This is a genomic window from Photobacterium toruni (assembly GCF_024529955.1).
In the GTDB taxonomy this organism is placed as follows: domain Bacteria; phylum Pseudomonadota; class Gammaproteobacteria; order Enterobacterales; family Vibrionaceae; genus Photobacterium; species Photobacterium toruni.
In genome coordinates, this window is record NZ_AP024854.1 from 2,276,249 (window position 1) to 2,296,537 (window position 20,289).

Consider the following 20,289-nt stretch of genomic DNA (forward strand, 5'->3'; position numbering starts at 1 on the left):
AATGGATGGACCCATGAAATTAATTAAATTAAAATCAAGAACTCAACATATCGCTAAAAATATCACTTCCGCAGCAACACGCCGTAAACGTTTAAGCAGTAATATTCGAAAGAAAATTTTATGGCGTCAACGCACCTATATTCTAGCTGTAACAACAGAACAGACTTGCATGCTGTAATAGGTCTACAAGCTCGGCATAATTTATATCATCATAAATAATCACCGAGCTTATTCGATTTAACTTAATTCTTACTCAATCATCATGGGGATGTTGTCTTGCTAATAATTTAGCCGCTTTTTTCTCTGCTCGACGACGCTTAAAAAAAGCTTGAAGCTGAGCACGACACTCTGTCGCAAGTACATCACCTTCAAACAAAACATGATGATTAACGCCCTCATAACTCAGCAAGTTCATGGTACTGCCAGCAGCACCTGTTTTTGCATCATGAGCACCAAATACCACTTTACCGACTCGGCTATGCACTATTGCACCGGCGCACATAGGACAAGGTTCTAACGTGACATATAACGTCGTATCAATTAGGCGATAGTTTTGTAGCGCTTGCCCAGCTTGACGTAATGCCATCATTTCGGCATGTGCTGTCGCATCATGATGACCAATAGAACGGTTCCAACCCTCACCAATGATCACACCATTATGAACAATTACGGCTCCAACAGGTACTTCACCCTCAGCCTCAGCTTGGGCGGCTAATTCCATTGCACGACGCATAAATACATCATCAGTAGGTATTGAAAGCTGCGTTTCTTGTATTTTATTTGACATCAGTTATTGATACTTACAATTCATAATGGCTAACATGCGGTAATTGCTCAGCAAGATAATCTACCAACATCCTTACTTTTGGTGATAAATGTCGATTATGGGGATAAAGCGCCCAAATACCTTCATCTGGCTCTTGATAATTAGTCAAAACTGGCACTATCGCCCCAGATTCTAAATCTTTATCTATGTAATAATCGGGTAATTGTGCCAAACCGATCCCCTTAATAACAGCATCACGTAAACCATAACCACTATTACAATTAAGGGTACCATTAACACGAATACTTTTTTCTTTACCAGATTCTTGAAAACGCCAATGATCATAATTACCAATCAAACAATTATGTTGACGTAATTCAGATAACGAATGTGGAATACCAAATTTATGTAAATATTCAGGTGAAGCACAGACATACATAGTACGGCTAGTTAATCGTTTCGCCATCATTGATGAACTGGTTAAGCGCCCTAACCGAATAGCAAGATCAAAACTACCTTCCACCAAATCAACCTGACGGTTAGTCATATCAATCGTTACTTCGACTTCTGGATATTGCAACATAAAGTCATTAACTAACGGCATGATATATTTTTCACCGTACGTCACAGGTGCCGTTAATTTAATTAGCCCTTGTGGTGTACCGCGTAAATTACTGATCGCCCGCTCAGCATCTTCAAGGCCATCTAGCACCTGACGACAATGCTGATAATAAACATTACCCTCTTCCGTTAATGAAACCTTACGTGTTGTACGGTAGAATAATTTAGTATTTAGTCTATTCTCCAACGCACTTACCTGTCGACTCACTTGCGCTGTCGAAATACCGAGCCGTTTAGATGCAGCTGTAAAACTTTCAGTTTCAGCTACAGCGACAAACTCTGTTACCCCTTCCCATAGAAACATATTAAATACCTATTAATAACGTGATCGAACGCTTAAATGACAATTATACCGCTGATTATTACACATATGTAAAAGTAATTTACACTTTTAGGTAATTATCATTATTCGAGAAACAAATACAATAGCAACCATCGAAACGGGGCAATAAAATAATAACTTTTCCCTTTTCACCCGAATTTCATCTACTTTTGATGAAGTAGAAATCAATAAAATTAAAGTGAAGATTATGACTGACAAATTTATTAAATCAAAAGCAGCTATTGCATGGGGCCCAAAACAACCACTTTCTGTTGAAGAAATTGATGTGATGTTACCTCGTGCTGGCGAAGTATTAGTTCGCATCGTTGCAACTGGCGTATGTCACACAGATGCATTCACATTATCTGGCGACGATCCAGAAGGTATCTTCCCTGCAATCCTTGGTCACGAAGGTGGCGGTATTGTTGAAATGATTGGTGAAGGCGTAACAAGTGTTGAAGTAGGCGATCACGTTATTCCGCTTTACACCGCTGAGTGTGGCAAGTGTAAATACTGCCTATCTGGCAAAACTAACCTTTGTCAGGCTGTACGTGAAACACAAGGTAAAGGCCTAATGCCAGATGGCACTACTCGTTTCTACAAAGACGGTCAGCCAATCTTCCATTACATGGGTTGTTCTACTTTCTCTGAGTACACTGTACTTCCTGAAATTTCTTTAGCTAAAATCAGCAAAGAAGCGCCACTTGAAGAAGTTTGTCTTTTAGGTTGTGGTGTAACAACTGGTATGGGCGCAGTACTTAACACTGCAAAAGTTGAAGAAGGCGACACTATCGCTGTCTTTGGTCTAGGCGGTATCGGTCTTGCTGCTATCATCGGTGGTACTATGGCTAAAGCAAGCCGTATTATTGCGATTGATATCAACGAAAGTAAGTTTGACTTAGCAATGAAGCTAGGTGCAACTGAATGCATCAACCCAATGAAATTTGACAAGCCAATTCAAGAAGTGATTGTTGAAATGACTGACGGCGGCGTTGATTACTCATTTGAGTGTATCGGTAACGTTAATGTTATGCGTTCAGCTCTTGAGTGTTGTCACAAAGGTTGGGGCGAATCAGTGATCATCGGTGTTGCTGGCGCAGGTCAAGAGATCTCTACCCGTCCATTCCAACTAGTGACTGGTCGTGTATGGCGTGGTTCTGCATTCGGTGGTGTTAAAGGCCGTTCAGAGCTTCCAGGTATCGTTGACCGTTACATGGCTGGTGAGTTCAAGCTTGACGATTTCATCTCATTTAACATGGGTCTAGAAGACATCAACAAGTCTTTTGACCTATTACACGAAGGTAAGAGTATCCGTACGGTTATTCACTTCGATAAGTAAGTTTTTTATACCTTAACTTTACTTAAAATGACGTTATAAAAAATGCGCAGAGCACCTACACTCTGCGCAGCTTTAACAAGAGTTCAAATCCAATGCCTTTAGAAAATATTAGCTGTAATAAAAGTGCTGGCGGCTGGCATAAGCAATATACTCACCGCTCAGAAGTCCTTAATTGCGATATGCGTTTTGCTATTTACTTGCCACCACAATGTGCTGCAGGACAAAAAGTACCCGTTATTTACTGGTTATCAGGACTAACATGTACTGATGAAAACTTTATGCAAAAAGCAGGTGCACAACGCATGGCTGCCGAGTTAGGGGTGGCTATTGTTGCTCCAGATACAAGTCCTCGTGGCGAAGGCGTTGCCGACGATCCACAAGGTGCTTATGACTTTGGTCTAGGTGCTGGTTTCTATGTTAATGCAACAGAAGCACCGTGGAACCGTCACTACCAAATGTATGATTACATCGTCAATGAGCTTCCTACTCTTATTGAAAAACAATTTCCTGTGACAGAGCAACGTGCGATCAGTGGCCACTCAATGGGTGGACATGGCGCTCTCATGATCGCCTTGCGTAATCCTGATCGTTACAGCTCTGCATCAGCATTTAGCCCAATTGCTAATCCAATTAATAGTGCTTGGGGTCAAAAGGCGCTAACGGGTTACTTAGGTAATGACACTAAGAATTGGAAACAATACGATTCAAGTGAGTTAATGCGTATCGCTGACGCTAAAGTACCAATGCTTGTTGATCAAGGTACGCACGATAACTTCTACAACGATGGTCAGCTTCGTACTGAAACCCTTGTTGCAGCAGCGGAAGCAAATAGCTACCCACTCGAAGTGCGCATGCAAGATGGCTATGATCACAGCTACTACTTTATGGCTTCATTTATTGATGATCATCTTCGTTTCCACGTTGAAAATTTCAATAAATAACCATTAGTTTTTATTAAACTCCTCTTTGCAGACAGGGATTAATAAAATAAAAAAAGCCTCGACCAGTCTACCTGTTCGAGGCTTTTATTCATTATTAAAATCTATTTATTACATGCTGTAAGTGTAAGGTGCTTGAACACCTAGAGGAATACCTAGAGCCCAATAAATAAGTAGGAATACCGTCCAACCAATTAACATCGCAATTGAATATGGCATCATCATTGAAGCTAGCGTACCAATACCTGAACTCTTCACGTAACGTTGCATGTAAACAACCACTAATGGGAAGAACACCATCATTGGCGAAATAATGTTAGATACAGAGTCACCAACACGGTAAGCCGCTTGAGTTAATTCAGGAGAAATACCCACAGCCATCAGCATTGGTACCATGATAGGACCAATCAATGCCCATTTAGCAGACGCTGAGCCGACTAATAAGTTAACGCTTGCAGTAAGTAAAATCATACCAACAATCGTTACTTGGCCTGGTAAATTCATTTGTTGCAATAACTGTGCACCAGAAAGTGCCAGTAGTGTACCTAAGTTTGACTGAGTAAATGCAACCAAGAACTGAGCAATAAAGAACACCATTACCATAAAGCCAGCCATACCTGCCATGGTGGTCGACATTGCTTTAATAATATCAGCGCTTTGCTTAAACGTACCCGCCACTTTACCGTAAATAATACCTGGAATAACAAACAGGATGAAAATTAACGGCACAATAGATTGCATTACTGGCGCATTAAAGGCTGCCACTTCACCTGTTGGTGAACGTAGTGGCGATGTTTCAGGCCATACTGCAGCAACAAGCAATGCAATACCAGCTAGCATTGTCCAGCCAGCGTATGAGAACGCTTTACTTTCTAGTGGTGTAAAAGAACCCATATCAGGCGCTTCTTCAGCATCAGCATCAATTGCAGTTTTTTGTAAACGAGGCTCTATCACTTTATCAGTGATGTACCAGCCAATACCGACAATAACAAACGATGATAAACCAGTGAACATTAGGTTTGCTAATGGGTTAACAATGTAACTTGGATCCATAATGCGCGCAGCTTCTTGGGTGAAGCCCGCCAATAATGGGTCAATACCTGAAGGAATAAAGTTCGCTGAGAAACCACCTGAAACACCTGCAAACGCCGCTGCAATACCCGCAAGAGGGTGACGACCTGCCGCATGGAAGATGATACCACCTAGTGGAATAACCAATACATAACCTGCATCCGCTGCTGTGTGTGAAACAATCGCCACTAAAATTAGCATCGGTGTCAGCAGTTTAGCTGGTGTAACATTAAGCATTTTCTTAAGACCAGTATTGATAAAGCCTGACGCTTCAGCAACACCAACACCTAACATTGCAACTAATACAATACCTAATGGCGCAAAACCGGTGAAGTTTTTCACCATGTTAGCTAAAAAGCTTGCCATTGCATCACCAGTTAGCAAGTTGTTCACTTGCACAACATCTTTAGTAACTGGGTGCACAAGGCCAAAATCAAACTGTGATAGCACCGCAGACAAAACCCAAACGGTTACTAAACCCCAAAAGAACAGTAAAGCAGGATCAGGAATTTTATTACCTGCACGCTCAATACCATTTAAAAACTTGTCCATCGCACTCGTCGATGCTGGAGGTGGTGCTTGCTTAAGTGTTTTTTCGTTCATGGTAATTCCATGTCCTTATGTGGTTATGTTTGCAGTGCGGATCTACTTACATGTAGTCGATCTCATTTTTTTTCGCTCAAATTAAGTCTGAATACTCACTGAACGATTGTAATGAAATTACCACAACAAACAGTGTTATAGACCTAGTTATAACACTTAACTACCACAACATATTGTAACCAATCGTTAATGTGAAACTTACAGCACACACAAAAAAAACAACTTATTAACAATAGCGGTAATCAAACTAAATTAACGCCAAATTGCAGCCATAAAAAAAGCACCCTCAGGTGCTTTTTATTATTCAATTATTACGAGCAAAGCGGTAATTATTCCCACTCAATCGTTGCTGGCGGTTTGCCTGAAATATCGTAAACAACCCGTGAAATACCGTTCACTTCATTGATAATACGATTAGATACTTTACCTAAGAAATCGTACGGCAAGTGTGCCCAATGCGCAGTCATAAAGTCGATAGTTTCTACCGCACGTAGCGATACAACCCAATCATATTTACGACCATCGCCCATCACACCGACAGAGCGTACAGGTAAGAACACAGTAAATGCTTGTGATACTTTATTGTAAAGATCTGCGTTATGTAGCTCTTCAATAAAGATTGCATCAGCACGACGTAGTAAATCACAGTATTCTTTCTTCACTTCACCTAATACACGTACACCTAAACCCGGTCCTGGGAATGGGTGGCGGTATAGCATGTTATAAGGCAAGCCAAGCTCTAAACCGATTTTACGTACTTCATCTTTAAATAATTCACGTAATGGTTCAACCAAGCCCATTTCCATATCATCTGGCAAGCCGCCAACGTTATGGTGTGATTTAATCACATGTGCTTTACCCGTCTTAGATGCCGCAGATTCGATAACATCAGGGTAGATTGTACCTTGTGCTAACCACTTAGCATTTTTCAGTTTCTTTGATTCTTCATCAAAGATATCAACAAATACGTGACCAATGATCTTACGTTTTGCTTCTGGTTCATCAACGCCAGCCAATGCAGTTAAGAAACGATCTTCTGCTTTAACGTGAATAATGTTTAGGCCAAATTTATCACCAAACATGTCCATCACTTGTTGACCTTCGTTAAGACGAAGTAACCCATTATCAACAAATACGCATGTTAGCTTATCGCCAATTGCACGATGAATAAGCATCGCAACTACAGATGAATCAACACCACCAGAAAGACCAAGGATAACTTCATCGTCACCTACTTGCTCTTTGATACGTTCAATCGCATCTTCAATAATATTGGCTGATGTCCATAGTTTTTCACAGCCACACACGTTCATTACAAAGTTTTCAATTAACTTCATGCCTTGACGAGTATGGGTTACTTCAGGGTGGAATTGCACCCCATAGAAGCGCTTGTCTTCATTTGCCATCGCAGCAAATGGACAGGTATCTGTTTCAGCAATCTTGACAAAATCTGCTGGAATTTCGACAACTTTGTCACCGTGGCTCATCCACACATCAAGCAGTGGTGTGCCATCAGCTGCAACAGCGTCTTGAATATCTTTTAAGAAAGCAGTCTGCTCAACAATTTTAACTTGCGCATAACCAAACTCACGCTCATCAGAACCTGCAACTTTACCACCCAGTTGTTCTGCCATGGTCTGCATGCCGTAACAGACACCAAACACAGGAACACCCGCATCAAAAACATACTGTGGTGCGCGAGGAGAACCCGCTTCAGTAACACTTTCAGGACCACCAGAAAGAATAATACCGTTTGGATTGAAATCACGGATATCAGCTTCATCAACATCCCAGCTCCAAAGCTCACAGTAAACGCCAATTTCACGGATACGACGGGCAATTAACTGAGTGTATTGCGAACCAAAATCCAAAATAAGAATACGTTGGTCATGAATATTTGTGGTAGTGGTCATTATAGAGCTATCTCAAAAATTGAATGTATTGGGGGCTATATCTAGCCCCGATTTTATCTAACTTATTCACTTAGGCAATCGTTTTCGTCAAAAGACTACTGACTGCCTAACAATTAACCCATACGGTAGTTAGGTGCTTCTTTTGTAATCGTCACATCATGAACATGTGATTCTTTCATACCAGCACCTGAAATACGTACAAATTCAGCTTTAGTGCGTAAATCTTCAATCGTTGCAGAGCCTGTTAGACCCATGCTTGAGCGTAAACCACCCATTTGCTGATGCACGATTTCTTTCATCAAACCTTTGTATGCCACACGGCCTTCGATGCCTTCAGGAACTAGCTTGTCAGCAGCATTATCTGATTGGAAATAACGATCAGAAGAACCTTTAGACATTGCGCCTAGTGAGCCCATACCACGGTATGATTTATATGAACGACCTTGGTATAATTCAACTTCACCCGGTGCTTCTTCAGTACCAGCAAACATTGAACCAACCATTACGCATGATGCACCGGCAGCGATTGCTTTACATAAATCGCCAGAGTAACGAATACCGCCATCAGCAATAACTGGAATACCGTATTGATCAGCCACTGACGCAGCTTCTGAAATCGCAGTAATTTGTGGAACACCTACACCAGTAACAATACGAGTAGTACAGATTGAACCTGGGCCGATGCCCACTTTAACGGCACTTACACCCGCTTCAATCAGTGCACGAGCACCTTCAGCCGTTGCAACGTTACCGCCGACAATAGGAAGGTTAGGGAAAGCTGCACGTGTTTCACGAATACGTTGTAAAACACCTTCAGAGTGACCGTGAGATGAATCGATAAGTAATACGTCAACACCAGCTTCAACCAAGGCAGCAACACGTTCTTCATTGCCCGCACCAGCACCAACAGCAGCACCAACACGTAGACTACCGCGTTCATCTTTACAAGCATTTGGTTTACGTTCTGCTTTTTGGAAGTCTTTCGCTGTAATCATGCCTTTTAGACGGAAGTTATCATCAACTAACAGTACTTTTTCAACACGGTACTGTTGCATAATAGCTTCAACTTCTTCACGAGATGCACCTTCTTTAGCAGAGGCTAGCTTCTCTTTAGATGTCATGACTTCTTCAACTTTAATTGAAAGGTCGGTAACAAAACGAACATCACGACCAGTAATAATACCAATCAATTCATTGTTATCTGTAACCACAGGGTAACCTGCGAAACCATTTTCTTCCGTTAAACGCTTAACATCAGCAATGGTGTTATTTGGTTTAACTGTAACAGGTTCTGCAACAACGCCAGCTTCGAACTTTTTCACCATGCGAACTTCAGCCGCTTGTTGTTCGATTGACATATTCTTGTGGATAAAACCAATACCACCCTCTTGAGCGAGAGCAATAGCTAGGCGACCTTCAGTCACTGTGTCCATAGATGCTGATAGCATAGGAATGTTAAGAGCAATCTCTTTCGTGAGACGGGTGCGCAGATCGGCAGTGTTAGGTAGGACTGTAGAATGAGCAGGAACTAATAATACATCATCAAACGTCAACGCTTCTTTTTTAATTCGTAACATGCAATATCTCACACCAATTTAAAGGTTTACAAAGAAGATTAAAATATTGCGAACGGATTATACGTATGAAGCAATCGTTTGGCTAGTTTTATTTTTTATTTTTTTATTGACAAAAAACATTTGCTGTGTAGTATATTTCGGTTAACTATCCGGTGATGCGGTCGACGAAATACGGCCAAGATCTGTCCATTGATCTGCCTAGGCGTTTTTCGTTCTATTTGATAGTTTTCTGACCGCCTGCCGCCACTTATTCGCTAGCAGGTACTTCACTTCGTGACTCTATTCGCTTCTCAAAGCCAATCCAACGATCGTATCTACACCGTCTCCAGTCTCAATGCACAAGTCCGTCTAATCCTTGAAAATGAAATGGGAATAGTATGGCTCGTCGGTGAATTATCGAATTTTTCAATGCCGGTTTCTGGTCATTGGTATTTCACCCTCAAAGATTCTCGTGCCCAAGTAAAATGCGCAATGTTCAAAGGCAATAATCGCCATGTCAGCTTTAAACCGAGCAATGGTAATCAAGTATTAGTTAAAGCACGGTTATCTATTTATGAGCCTCGTGGTGACTACCAACTGATCATTGAAAGCATGCAACCTGAAGGTGATGGTCGTTTACAGCAACAATTTGAACAACTCAAAATGACCCTTGCTGCTGAAGGATTATTTGCTCAATCATTAAAAAAACCATTACCACAACAGCCGCAACGTGTCGGCATTATTACCTCTAAAACAGGCGCTGCACTGCACGATATTCTGCACGTATTACAACGTCGAGATCCAAGTTTAGCCGTGGTTATTTATCCCACGATGGTACAAGGTGATGGCGCAGCAATATCGATTGCTCAAGCCATTGGACGCGCTAATGCACGACAAGAATGTGATGTTTTAATTGTGGGCCGAGGTGGCGGTTCATTAGAAGATTTATGGGCATTTAACGAAGAAATTGTTGCGCGAACAATTGCAGCAAGTCAGATTCCGATTGTCAGTGCTGTTGGCCATGAAGTTGATGTCACTATTGCGGATTTTGTCGCAGATATGCGCGCACCAACACCATCTGCTGCTGCTGAGTTAATCAGCCGAGATAATTCAGCACAAACAGAGAATATCGCCCACAAAAAAAGACAATTACAACATGCAGTGCAGCGCTATTTATCCAAGCAAAACCAGTCTATTAACCTTTTAAGTCATCGCTTAGAGCGCCAACATCCCCAATTACGCTTAAATCAACAACAACAGCATTTAGATGATATCAGCCGTAGATTGCAGCAGATTATGCTGAAAAAGATTCAAATACAGCAACAACGTATTACTCAAAATGCCTATAAACTGTCACTTTATTCACCACAACAACGTCTGCAGCATGATAAAACTGCATTAACAAGTACGACACGCAGATTATTTGATGCCATGGATCGTAAGTTACTTAATGCTAACCATAAATTAGCATTAGCAGCCGAGAAACTCGATACGGTAAGTCCACTGGCAACACTCAGCCGTGGCTATTCGATTACTCGGGATAATAAAGGCAATGTTATTCGCCGCTGCGAGCAAGTTAAAGCCGGAGATCAACTGATCACAACCGTAACTGACGGTAAGATTCATACTACTGTGAACCCTTCCTAACCACTTATTTTATAGCCGCAATAGTGATCATTATTGCGGCATATATTTTTCGCTACCACACTAATCTGCAACGACATTAAAGACACTTTTAACTCGTGATTTTGATTTTAATTCATTGCAATGATTACAGAAATAACTTGCAGAACCACACGCTTGTAACTTTTCTAGTTGCTCTGAGCAGTCAGGACAAAATGCTGTTTTTGATACTTTCTGTTGGCAGTAATCACAAAAATATCCATGATCTTTCCAACTTAATTCACTCTCACATTGCGGACAAGTATTTTCACTCACTCTATTTAACTCCTAAATAATTTTATTCTAGCATGCAAAATTATTAAGTTAGATGCCACTAAAATTACTCACCATTGCTGCAATCTTTGTCATCGCACTAATAATAGTTAGCAATTTACTTTCTTTTATTCCGATTAATGTGATGCACTGATCCCAATGATGATCATTACCCTTATGGGTGATCATTATGTTAATTAAACTTGATCAGCGATCTGCTATCAAAAGAATATTTATCAATACACATCCCGAAAGCATAAGTTACATATTCTGCATATGGATTTTAAACAGGATTAAATGCTTATTTAGTCCAATAATAACGTGTAGATCTAATATTTTATAAATAAGGATCTCGTAGAAAAATATCACTTTATTATCATTCAATAATAGACTTACCTACAAAACATCACACCTAACATTATAAAAATATAGCATTACAAATATAAAAAAATCGTCCGCAGACGATTTATCAATAAGAATATAATGCCTATTTATTTAACGGTTGCTGTCGTTATCATGACAATTTCTTGTTCAGAGATAACCTCAAACTTTACTGTTAACGCGTGATATTCAGCAAGGGAAGTTGCATGTGTTCCGCCACAAGGGATTTCAATAACACCTTCATCTCCAAGATCACATTGCCAATAGCGTGAGTCTGTTAATGTATCACCTTCACGGCGCATAATAATTGGTGTCGCTAACTGAATCCATTGCGCAAGTTGCTGATTAATAAGCAACGTTATGTCAGCTAAATTTGCTATCATCTCAATACTATTCAACCCACGTTTACGTAAAGTCTTACCTAAACGATAATGGTCGGTATTGCAATTTTCACCCGCAATACTCTTCTCTTGTGCATAACTATGGAAATCATAATAGCCTAGCTCATCACGTCGATGAGGATCTTTACGCCAAAATTCAGTATGTAGCACTTTATTTAATGCCAATGATGATAGATGACCACCACTATGGCCGCGGCTCAAATTCTGCTGATAAACTTTATCCACCACCAGAGTTACCTCTTCACCAGCACCAATAGCCAGCGATGATGATACCTGATGAACGACCACAAACACCCAACCATCAGTATTACGTTTAACTGGAATATCAGCGGCAATATAAAGCAGCTGAGTTGTCATTTCTATCGCACCTACAACACAATCTGTCACCGCATAATGTTTATCTTGATAAATTAATTCACCACGATCTGCAGGATGATCTGGCCAAATATGGCTAATAGGATGAAACGGTGTTTGTTCGACAACAATCCACGTACGACTTATTTCAGTAGTAACGGCGCAGACAACCGCAGTCTTTATTTGCCAAATATTTTGAGTAAAAAACACTGTTGTTGGTGTCATAGTGATTGGCGTAGCAATTGTTGGTATAACAACTGACATGGTATTTTCCTTATAAAAAAGCCCAACACGATGGCTGGGCTTTTACATTTAGAGACAACACATTATATCGCTAGATTACTTTCTGCGATCATGCAAAGCGCTGGTTAAGCGTTTACGTTGACGTTCTTGAGAAACAGTCAACTTTTGCTTCGTTGTTTCAAATGGGTTTTCACTATTTTGAAATTGAATTCGAATAGGTGTACCCATCATCTCTAATGACTTACGGTAGTAGTTCATCAAGTAACGCTTGTAAGATCCTGGAAGATCATTTACTTGGTTACCGTGAATAACAATAATTGGTGGGTTATAACCACCAGCATGGGCATATTTTAGTTTCACACGACGGCCACGAATCATTGGTGGCTGGTGATCATCTTGCGCCATTTGCATAATACGGGTTAGCAATGATGTACTAATACGCTTAGTTGCTGACTTGTATGCTTCAATAACTGATTCATATAAGTGGCCAACACCAGTGCCGTGTAGTGCAGAAATAAAGTGAATACGCGCAAAGTCAACAAAACCAAGACGACGATCAAGTTCAGATTTAACACGCTCTTTAACGTCGTTATCTAAACCATCCCACTTATTAACTGCAATCACTAATGAACGACCTGAGTTCAGTACAAAACCAAGTAAACTTAAGTCTTGATCTGAAATATTTTCACGCGCATCAATAACGAGCAATACAACGTTAGCATCTTCGATAGCTTTCAATGTTTGAATAACAGAAAACTTCTCAACTGCCATGCTCATATTTTTACGACGACGAACACCTGCGGTATCAATCAATACGTATTCTTGTCCATCACGTTCCATTGGAATGTAAATAGAGTCACGCGTTGTTCCCGGCATATCGTAAACAACAACACGTTCTTCACCAAGAATACGGTTAGTTAGGGTTGATTTACCCACATTAGGACGACCAATGATAGCCATCTTAATTGGTTGTTCTTGTAGACGTTTGTACGCAGCTTCAGCATCTTCTTCAGAAAGGTTTGCTTTCTCGATATCTTCAACTGAGGTTAAGTCTTCAAGCGTTAGTTCGCCTTCTTCACCATTTTCAGCCGCTAACTCTGCATTTAATTTATCAGAGAATGGCGCTAACGCACGCTCCATTAACGCCGTTACACCGCGGTTTTGAGTCGCTGCAATTTGGAACATCGCATCAACGCCTAAGCGCCAAAACTCAGCACACGCTGTATCAGGATCAATACCGTCTACTTTGTTAACCACTAAAAATGTTGGCTTTTCACGGCTACGAAGGTGTTTTGCAATTGCTTCATCAGCAGAAGTTAATCCCGCACGACCATCAACAAGGAACAGTACAACGTCCGCTTCTTCGATTGCCGCTAATGACTGTTCAGCCATTTTGGTTTCAACACCTTCCTCTGTGCCATCAATACCGCCGGTATCAATAACAATAAATTCGTGCTCTTCTAGCTCAGCTCTACCGTATTTACGATCCCTAGTTAAACCAGGAAAGTCTGCAACTAGTGCATCCCTCGTGCGAGTAAGACGATTGAACAACGTCGATTTACCCACGTTTGGGCGCCCGACAAGGGCAACAACAGGAATCATAACTACCTCTTACTTTTCATAGTCTTAATTGACATTTTACCGTTCATTCTTGCCTCAAATAAGTATATTTACTTATCTTCATCCGACAATAATATACGTAACGGATATAACAACAACGGCTCCAACTGTATAAGACAGCTGGAGCCGACAAATTAATCTAGCGACAGTATACCGACTTATTTCGATATTTGCATTTTGTTGATTTCACCATCACGGGTAACAACAATGAAGCCATTGTCATCAAGTGCAACAGGTGGAACCGCAATACCACTGCCATCAACTGATTCTTGTGAAACAAATTCACCTGATTGAGTATCTAACCAATGTAGATATCCTTCAGCATCACCTGTCACTAAATAGCCATCAATAACTGCAGGCGCACTTAGTTGACGGTATTGAAGATCTTTATTTTGCCATAGCTCAGTACCACTACGTGCATCAACCGCAACAATATGATCTTTAGCTGTTATTAAAAACAACTCATTTCCATCAACCACAAAATTTGTTGCTGATGAATAATTACGTTTCCACGCAATTTGACCACTACGAAGATCAATTGATACTAATGAACCATTATAGCCGATAGCATATAAACGATCGCCAGCAATTATAGGTGCAGCATCCACATCCACTAAACGATCAATTTCAGTTGAACCTTTAGGGGTTGAAATTGTTTGCTGCCATAATACACGGCCATCATTTAAGATCGCACCTTCTAAACGGCCATTTGATAGCCCCCAGAAAACGCCACCAGAGATCGCAACGGGAGAACTTGTACCACGTAATGTTAATGTTGGAATCTCATTGCTAATTTGCCATTTGCTCTTACCTGTATCAGCATTAAGCGCTTCAAGCACACCACTACTGGTGTTAACAACAACAATACCACTATCAACTAAAGGTTGTGATAATACTTCACCAGCCACTTTAGCACGCCAAACTTCTTTACCAGTTTCAGCATCTAATGCAATTACGTCAGCATTTTCAGTACCGATAAAGATTTTTCCTTCCGCTAACACTAAGCCTCCAGAAATTTTAACGCTGGTCTCTTTCTCTAAATCATTTTTCCATAGCACTTTACCGTTACTAGGATCTAGAGCTTCAACTAAACCATTGCGATCAGCAACAAAGACTTTACCTTGGCCGACTACAGGCGTTAGCTTTGAATAGTAACCAGAAACACCGTCGCCAACGCTACGACTCCAATCTGTTTTAGGCGTAAAAGTATTATCTACTTTAGGCAATGGTGCCATATGAATAGAATCAACTTCACTCGCACAACCAGATAATACGCTCACAGCAATTGCTACGGCTAAAGCTCGTTTTAACACCTTATGCATTATGTTCGCCTTATTGAGCTAAGTCATTAAGCTTCATTTGCAATGCTGGTGATGAACCATCTTGCTGAGCTTCTATATATGCATCACGTGCTGCTTGAATATCGCCTTTTTGCAGTAAGATATCACCGCGCAACTCCGCAATATTTTCATTCCAGCTAGGAAGCGTTACTTTTTTCAATTCAGCTAACGCTTCTGTGAATTTCTGCTGTTCTGCATAAATACGAGCTAAACGCGTTACTGCTAATGGTAAAATAGCGTTATCTTTAGTGTTATTGATCACCCAATTAAGTTGCTCAATCGCACCATCAAGATGATTATTTTCAACTTGAACTTTCGCTAATTGTAATGCAGCAAGAACAGCATATTGACTGTCTTTGTTAGCTTCGATGAACGTTTTCGCTTCAGTAACAGCAGTTTTACTATTATTGTCGAGAGCTGTAACTACTTGAGTATAGGAATCTGAAGCTAAATGCTTAGCAACATGGACTTCAGACTGGTAGTAACGCCAACCTAATAGACCGCCTAAACCAATCACAGCGCCTAGAACAACGGCTTTGCCGTTATCTTGCCACCACGATTTTATCGCTTCAACCTGTTGTTCTTCTGTGGCGTAGTCGTTCACTTCCTGTCCTCTCTTAAATCAGTGCTGCCAGCTTCGCTGCAACCTCATCCTGTGCCATGGTTATTTGTTCACCGCCATGTAAATCTTTAACTACGACGGTGTTTTCTGCCATTTCATTTTCACCAAGAACCAATGCAATTGCTGCACCTACGTTATCAGCACGTTTAAATTGTTTTTTAAAATTACCACCACCAAAGTTAGACATAATGCGTAACTGAGGCAGTTGATTACGTAATTTTTCTGCCAGCATCATACCAGCGGCTAATGTACCTTCACCGGCTGTGACCATGTAAACATCAACAGAACGACGTACATCGTCTTGTTGTAATGCTTCCATCAGTAAAACCAGACGTTCAAGTCCCATCGCAAAACCAACTGATGAGGTTGCTTTACCACCTAGTTGTTCAACTAGACCGTCATAACGACCACCACCACATACTGTACCTTGTGCACCTAAGCTATCAGTGATCCACTCAAATACAGTACGGTTATAATAATCTAAACCACGTACAAGACGTTCATTTACTTGATATTTGATGCCAGCAGCGTCTAATAGTTCACATAATCCAGTAAAATGTTGCTGTGATTCTGGATCTAGGTATGCTGAAAGCATTGGTGCATCAACAAGAATTTCTTGAATTGCAGGGTTCTTAGTATCTAAAACACGCAATGGATTGGTATACATACGACGCTTAGCATCTTCGTCTAACACATCCATATGTTGTTCAAGGAATGCAATCAGTGCAACACGGTAATCTGCACGCGCTTGCAGTGAACCAATAGAATTTAACTCTAGACGAACATGGTCATTAATACCAAGCTCACGCCATAAACGTGCAGTCATCATGATCAATTCAGCGTCTACATCTGGTCCATCAATACCAAATACTTCTACACCAACTTGGTGGAATTGACGGTAACGGCCTTTTTGTGGACGCTCATGACGGAACATTGGCCCCATGTACCATAGGCGTTGCTCTTGATTGTAAAGCAGACCATTTTCGATACCGGCACGCACACAACTTGCCGTACCTTCTGGACGTAATGTTAGGCTATCGCCATTACGATCATCAAAGGTATACATTTCTTTTTCAACAACATCAGTAACTTCACCGATCGCACGTTTAAACAAATGTGTCGACTCAACAATTGGCATACGGATTTCATTGTAACCATATGCACTGATCACTTGTTTAACAGTACCTTCGACTTTTTGCCAAAGTGGAGTTTGTGTTGGTAGGCAATCGTTCATGCCTCGAATTGCTTGAATTTGTTTCGCCACGATTATTCTCAGTTTTCGATGGGGATTTAAATCGAATATATAATTTATTGCAGAAATAGTGAACCACGCTGTCACAATAACAGCATGGTTTTTGCTATTTTATCTTATTGCGTAATATCAATACGATTGTTTAGGTCTAACATTGATGCTTTTGCACGGATTTTCGCCTCAAGCTGATCAATAACGTTGTCGTTATCAAAACGCTCTTTTTGACGAATACCGTCTTCATAGAAAGCACTCTTACGGTTACCACCCGCAATACCTAAGTGAGAAGCTTCTGCCTCACCTGGGCCATTTACTACACAGCCAATAATAGAAACATCCATCGGTGTGATAATATCTTCTAAGCGTTGCTCTAATGTATTAACCGTTGCGATAACATCAAATTCTTGACGAGAACACGTTGGGCAGGCAATAAAATTAATACCGCGCGAACGAATGCGTAATGATTTTAGAATATCAAAACCAACTTTAATCTCTTCAACCGGATCGGCAGCTAGTGAGATACGTAACGTGTCACCAATGCCTTCTGCAAGTAACATTCCCAAACCAACAGCTGACTTCACAGAACCAGCACGTGCACCGCCCGCTTCAGTAATACCTAAATGTAATGGCTGTACAATTTGTTTTGCTAATTGCCGGTAAGACTCAACCGCTAAAAATACATCAGAAGCTTTCACACTGACTTTGAATTGATCAAAGTTCAGACGATCTAAAATCTCAACATGGCGCATTGCTGATTCAACTAATGCTTCTGGTGTTGGTTCACCGTATTTTTGCTGAATTTCTTTTTCTAACGAACCACCATTCACACCGATTCGAATTGGAATATTCTTATCACGCGCACATTCAACGACTGAGCGAATACGATCTTCTCGACCAATATTACCAGGGTTAATACGTAAACAATCAACGCCGTATTCTGCGACTTTTAATGCAATACGATAGTCAAAATGAATATCAGCAACTAATGGCACATTAACTTGTTGTTTGATAAGTTTAAAGGCTTCAGCAGCATCCATTGTTGGTACAGAAACACGAACAATGTCAGCCCCTACTTTTTCCAATGCACGAATTTGAGCCACCGTTGCATCAACATCGGTGGTTAGAGTGTTAGTCATTGATTGAACAGCAATTGGAGCGCCATCGCCAATCGGCACATTACCGACATAAATTCGGCTTGATTGGCGACGTATAATGGGTGATTCGTTATGCATGTTTTATTATTCTCTATTACTGCGGCAACGTTAACGTTACAGGTCGACCTGCCGGATAGCGACTAAGATCGAAAGGTTGCCCTTTAAGTTCTATTTTAACGGCACTTGGTGCGCCAAGTCGAACTCGGAATGGTGCCTTACCGTTAATATCAAGTGTTTGACCTGCGGTCTTAATTCCACTTTCAAGACGTTTACCATTAGCGTCACGAATGTCAATCCAACAATCAGCAACAAAAGCTAATTGTAATGCTGGTGCAGCTTCAGTCTCTGTGGTGATTGCTGGCGTTACTGCCGTTGGCTCTTTTATCTCAGTATCTGTTGTAGTGGTTGCTGCAACAGACTTAACAGTAGTTGCAATATCAGTGCTCACTGCAGGCATTGGTACTGTATCGGTATTAACCGTTGGCGTTACTTCAGCTGAAACCGTTGGTGTTACACCATCAGTTATCGTTGCTGTAGAACTCTCGACAGCTGGAGATGTTACTATCGTATCAGGAGTTGGTATATCTGTTGTAGGAGTTACCTTTGCAACATTAGCAACGTCAACAACAGGCGTCGTATCTCGTTCTAAATGACTATTTTGCCACCACCAAACAGCTGTCACACCAACAAAAATTACCGCTAAAATCCATGTTAGTCCCATTATACGACTATCATGCGCTTCACGGTTAGTGCGACGTGAGAAACTTTGCATTTCTTGTGCTGTAGGTTTTGAGTGACCGTAATCATCTAATAGCGCAACCACGGCAACATCATCTAATCCAACATATTTTGCATATGAACGTACATATCCTCTGGTAAATGTGGATATTTTTTCACTATCAAAACAATTAGTTTCAATGTCATTAATAACAGCTAATCGTAATCGTAATCGATTCGCAATATCTACTTGAGAGTAACCTAGTTGTTCACGTGCTTGACGAAGCATATCACCAGGACGTACAACATTTTCGGGTTGAGGTAAATCGTTGGGTTCAGTATTCATTAGCTATATAATTCTGAAATTGCTGAGAATCGGGAAATTGTTTTTTTAATAAATTAACGTATTTATCGACCAAAGTTAACCGTCCATTTTGCTTTTCTAACTGAATGAGCAACAACAAACTATTTGCTGTATATCCATATCGTTTATTAAATTTAAACAACCGTACGCGAGCATCTTTATAATTATTAGCCTCTAATTCTAACTGCGCCAGTTGTAGCATTGATTTTGGACGATATGGATCGTGTGAAAGTGCTTTTTCGAAATAATCTATTGCTTGTAAATCATTGCCTTGTTTACGACTACATAAACCTGCATTTTCATAACTTGCTGAAATAAGATAATAGTAAGGTTGGTTAATTGCTTTAACAAACGTGCTGATAGCTTCATCATAACGTCCTTCGCTACACAAAAATGCGCCATAATTATTAAGCACATCACCATTTTTAGGTGCGTCTTTTAAGGCTTGTTTGTACATTTTTTCTGCCGCGTCTTTTTCACCTACCTTTTGATAATAATAGGCCATGGCGTTTTGAACACGATAATAATCCGGCGCATAATCTAATGCCTGCTCTAAATTATCTCGTGCACGTTGCCATTGACCTACTTTTAAATAATTTAACCCTAATGTCATTCGTGCTTCAGCGGCATCAATGGCATCAAATTGTTCAGCGTTATCTTCTACTGTCACAGTGGCACATCCGGCCAACAACAAACAAGAAAATAATGGATACTTCATCCATCGTATCATTTTTATTCACCTTAACATCCGTGTTAAACCGCGAAGTGATTATAATCGCT

19 protein-coding genes are annotated in these 20,289 nt (G+C 40.6%); 4 read left to right on the forward strand and 15 right to left on the reverse strand.

All coding sequences use genetic code 11. From position 1 onward, the window contains the following. Nucleotides 1-13 precede the first annotated feature (13 nt). On the forward strand, nucleotides 14-178 hold the full coding sequence (locus tag OC457_RS10795) for a hypothetical protein (RefSeq protein ID WP_162841669.1): 165 nt from the start codon (nucleotides 14-16) through the stop codon (nucleotides 176-178). Nucleotides 179-253: 75 nt separating this feature from the next. On the opposite strand, the gene tadA is transcribed toward OC457_RS10795, so the two are convergent. Beyond that, nucleotides 254-787, reverse strand: a complete 534-nt coding sequence (tadA, locus tag OC457_RS10800; protein ID WP_162841668.1) for a tRNA adenosine(34) deaminase TadA — start codon at nucleotides 785-787, stop codon at nucleotides 254-256. A 13-nt stretch (nucleotides 788-800) separates the two neighbouring features. Continuing rightward, the gene (locus tag OC457_RS10805; RefSeq protein WP_080172748.1) at nucleotides 801-1,691 is read right to left on the reverse strand and encodes a LysR substrate-binding domain-containing protein; all 891 of its coding nucleotides are present in this window, start codon (nucleotides 1,689-1,691) and stop codon (nucleotides 801-803) included. A 226-nt stretch (nucleotides 1,692-1,917) separates the two neighbouring features. Between OC457_RS10805 and OC457_RS10810 the strand changes: the two genes are divergently transcribed. Together OC457_RS10810 and fghA are read left to right on the forward strand one after the other, a co-directional pair. After that, nucleotides 1,918-3,048, forward strand: a complete 1,131-nt coding sequence (locus OC457_RS10810; RefSeq protein WP_256383143.1) for an S-(hydroxymethyl)glutathione dehydrogenase/class III alcohol dehydrogenase — start codon at nucleotides 1,918-1,920, stop codon at nucleotides 3,046-3,048. Nucleotides 3,049-3,140: 92 nt separating this feature from the next. After that, nucleotides 3,141-3,989: an S-formylglutathione hydrolase gene (gene fghA, locus OC457_RS10815; protein ID WP_080175735.1), complete on the forward strand. Its 849-nt coding sequence runs from the start codon at nucleotides 3,141-3,143 to the stop codon at nucleotides 3,987-3,989. 108 nt (nucleotides 3,990-4,097) lie between these two features. On the opposite strand, the gene OC457_RS10820 is transcribed toward fghA, so the two are convergent. The 3 genes from OC457_RS10820 to guaB all read right to left on the reverse strand — a co-directional run bounded on the left by OC457_RS10820 (nucleotide 4,098) and on the right by guaB (nucleotide 9,150). Beyond that, a complete protein-coding gene (locus OC457_RS10820) occupies nucleotides 4,098-5,660 on the reverse strand; it encodes an AbgT family transporter (protein ID WP_080175736.1) in 1,563 nt (520 codons plus the stop codon). Between the two features lie 329 nt (nucleotides 5,661-5,989). Continuing rightward, entirely contained in the window at nucleotides 5,990-7,573 is a 1,584-nt protein-coding gene (gene guaA / locus OC457_RS10825) for a glutamine-hydrolyzing GMP synthase (RefSeq protein ID WP_080175737.1), read from the reverse strand. 113 nt (nucleotides 7,574-7,686) lie between these two features. After that, a complete protein-coding gene (gene guaB, locus OC457_RS10830; protein WP_080175738.1) occupies nucleotides 7,687-9,150 on the reverse strand; it encodes an IMP dehydrogenase in 1,464 nt (487 codons plus the stop codon). Between the two features lie 273 nt (nucleotides 9,151-9,423). Here guaB and xseA point away from each other — a divergent pair, with 273 nt between their 5' ends. Then, the gene (gene xseA, locus OC457_RS10835) at nucleotides 9,424-10,776 is read left to right on the forward strand and encodes an exodeoxyribonuclease VII large subunit (RefSeq protein ID WP_080175739.1); all 1,353 of its coding nucleotides are present in this window, start codon (nucleotides 9,424-9,426) and stop codon (nucleotides 10,774-10,776) included. A 60-nt stretch (nucleotides 10,777-10,836) separates the two neighbouring features. Here xseA and OC457_RS10840 read toward each other — a convergent pair whose 3' ends face one another. The 10 genes from OC457_RS10840 to pilW form a co-directional block, all read right to left on the reverse strand. After that, on the reverse strand, nucleotides 10,837-11,067 hold the full coding sequence (locus OC457_RS10840; RefSeq protein ID WP_080175740.1) for a zinc ribbon domain-containing protein: 231 nt from the start codon (nucleotides 11,065-11,067) through the stop codon (nucleotides 10,837-10,839). A gap of 48 nt (nucleotides 11,068-11,115) precedes the next feature. Next, the gene (locus OC457_RS10845) at nucleotides 11,116-11,253 is read right to left on the reverse strand and encodes a hypothetical protein (RefSeq protein ID WP_159447868.1); all 138 of its coding nucleotides are present in this window, start codon (nucleotides 11,251-11,253) and stop codon (nucleotides 11,116-11,118) included. 302 nt (nucleotides 11,254-11,555) lie between these two features. Further along, nucleotides 11,556-12,464 carry a metal-dependent hydrolase gene (locus tag OC457_RS10850; RefSeq protein ID WP_080175741.1) on the reverse strand — a complete coding sequence of 303 codons (909 nt, stop codon included), beginning with the start codon at nucleotides 12,462-12,464 and terminating at the stop codon, nucleotides 11,556-11,558. A 75-nt stretch (nucleotides 12,465-12,539) separates the two neighbouring features. Continuing rightward, entirely contained in the window at nucleotides 12,540-14,045 is a 1,506-nt protein-coding gene (gene der / locus OC457_RS10855) for a ribosome biogenesis GTPase Der (RefSeq protein ID WP_080175742.1), read from the reverse strand. 176 nt (nucleotides 14,046-14,221) lie between these two features. Next, nucleotides 14,222-15,385 (reverse strand): outer membrane protein assembly factor BamB, encoded by a 1,164-nt coding sequence (gene bamB / locus OC457_RS10860; RefSeq protein WP_080175743.1) that lies wholly within the window; start codon nucleotides 15,383-15,385, stop codon nucleotides 14,222-14,224. Between the two features lie 10 nt (nucleotides 15,386-15,395). Beyond that, complete coding sequence (locus OC457_RS10865) at nucleotides 15,396-16,007, reverse strand: YfgM family protein (protein ID WP_080175744.1); 612 nt, start codon at nucleotides 16,005-16,007, stop codon at nucleotides 15,396-15,398. Nucleotides 16,008-16,020: 13 nt separating this feature from the next. After that, entirely contained in the window at nucleotides 16,021-17,289 is a 1,269-nt protein-coding gene (gene hisS / locus OC457_RS10870) for a histidine--tRNA ligase (protein ID WP_080175745.1), read from the reverse strand. 104 nt (nucleotides 17,290-17,393) lie between these two features. Next, entirely contained in the window at nucleotides 17,394-18,506 is a 1,113-nt protein-coding gene (ispG, locus tag OC457_RS10875; RefSeq protein ID WP_080175746.1) for a flavodoxin-dependent (E)-4-hydroxy-3-methylbut-2-enyl-diphosphate synthase, read from the reverse strand. A gap of 16 nt (nucleotides 18,507-18,522) precedes the next feature. After that, nucleotides 18,523-19,491: a cytoskeleton protein RodZ gene (gene rodZ, locus OC457_RS10880; protein WP_080175747.1), complete on the reverse strand. Its 969-nt coding sequence runs from the start codon at nucleotides 19,489-19,491 to the stop codon at nucleotides 18,523-18,525. Continuing rightward, the gene (pilW, locus tag OC457_RS10885; RefSeq protein ID WP_080175748.1) at nucleotides 19,481-20,239 is read right to left on the reverse strand and encodes a type IV pilus biogenesis/stability protein PilW; all 759 of its coding nucleotides are present in this window, start codon (nucleotides 20,237-20,239) and stop codon (nucleotides 19,481-19,483) included. The genes rodZ and pilW overlap by 11 nt, the downstream gene beginning before the upstream one ends. Nucleotides 20,240-20,289: the final 50 nt, after the last annotated feature.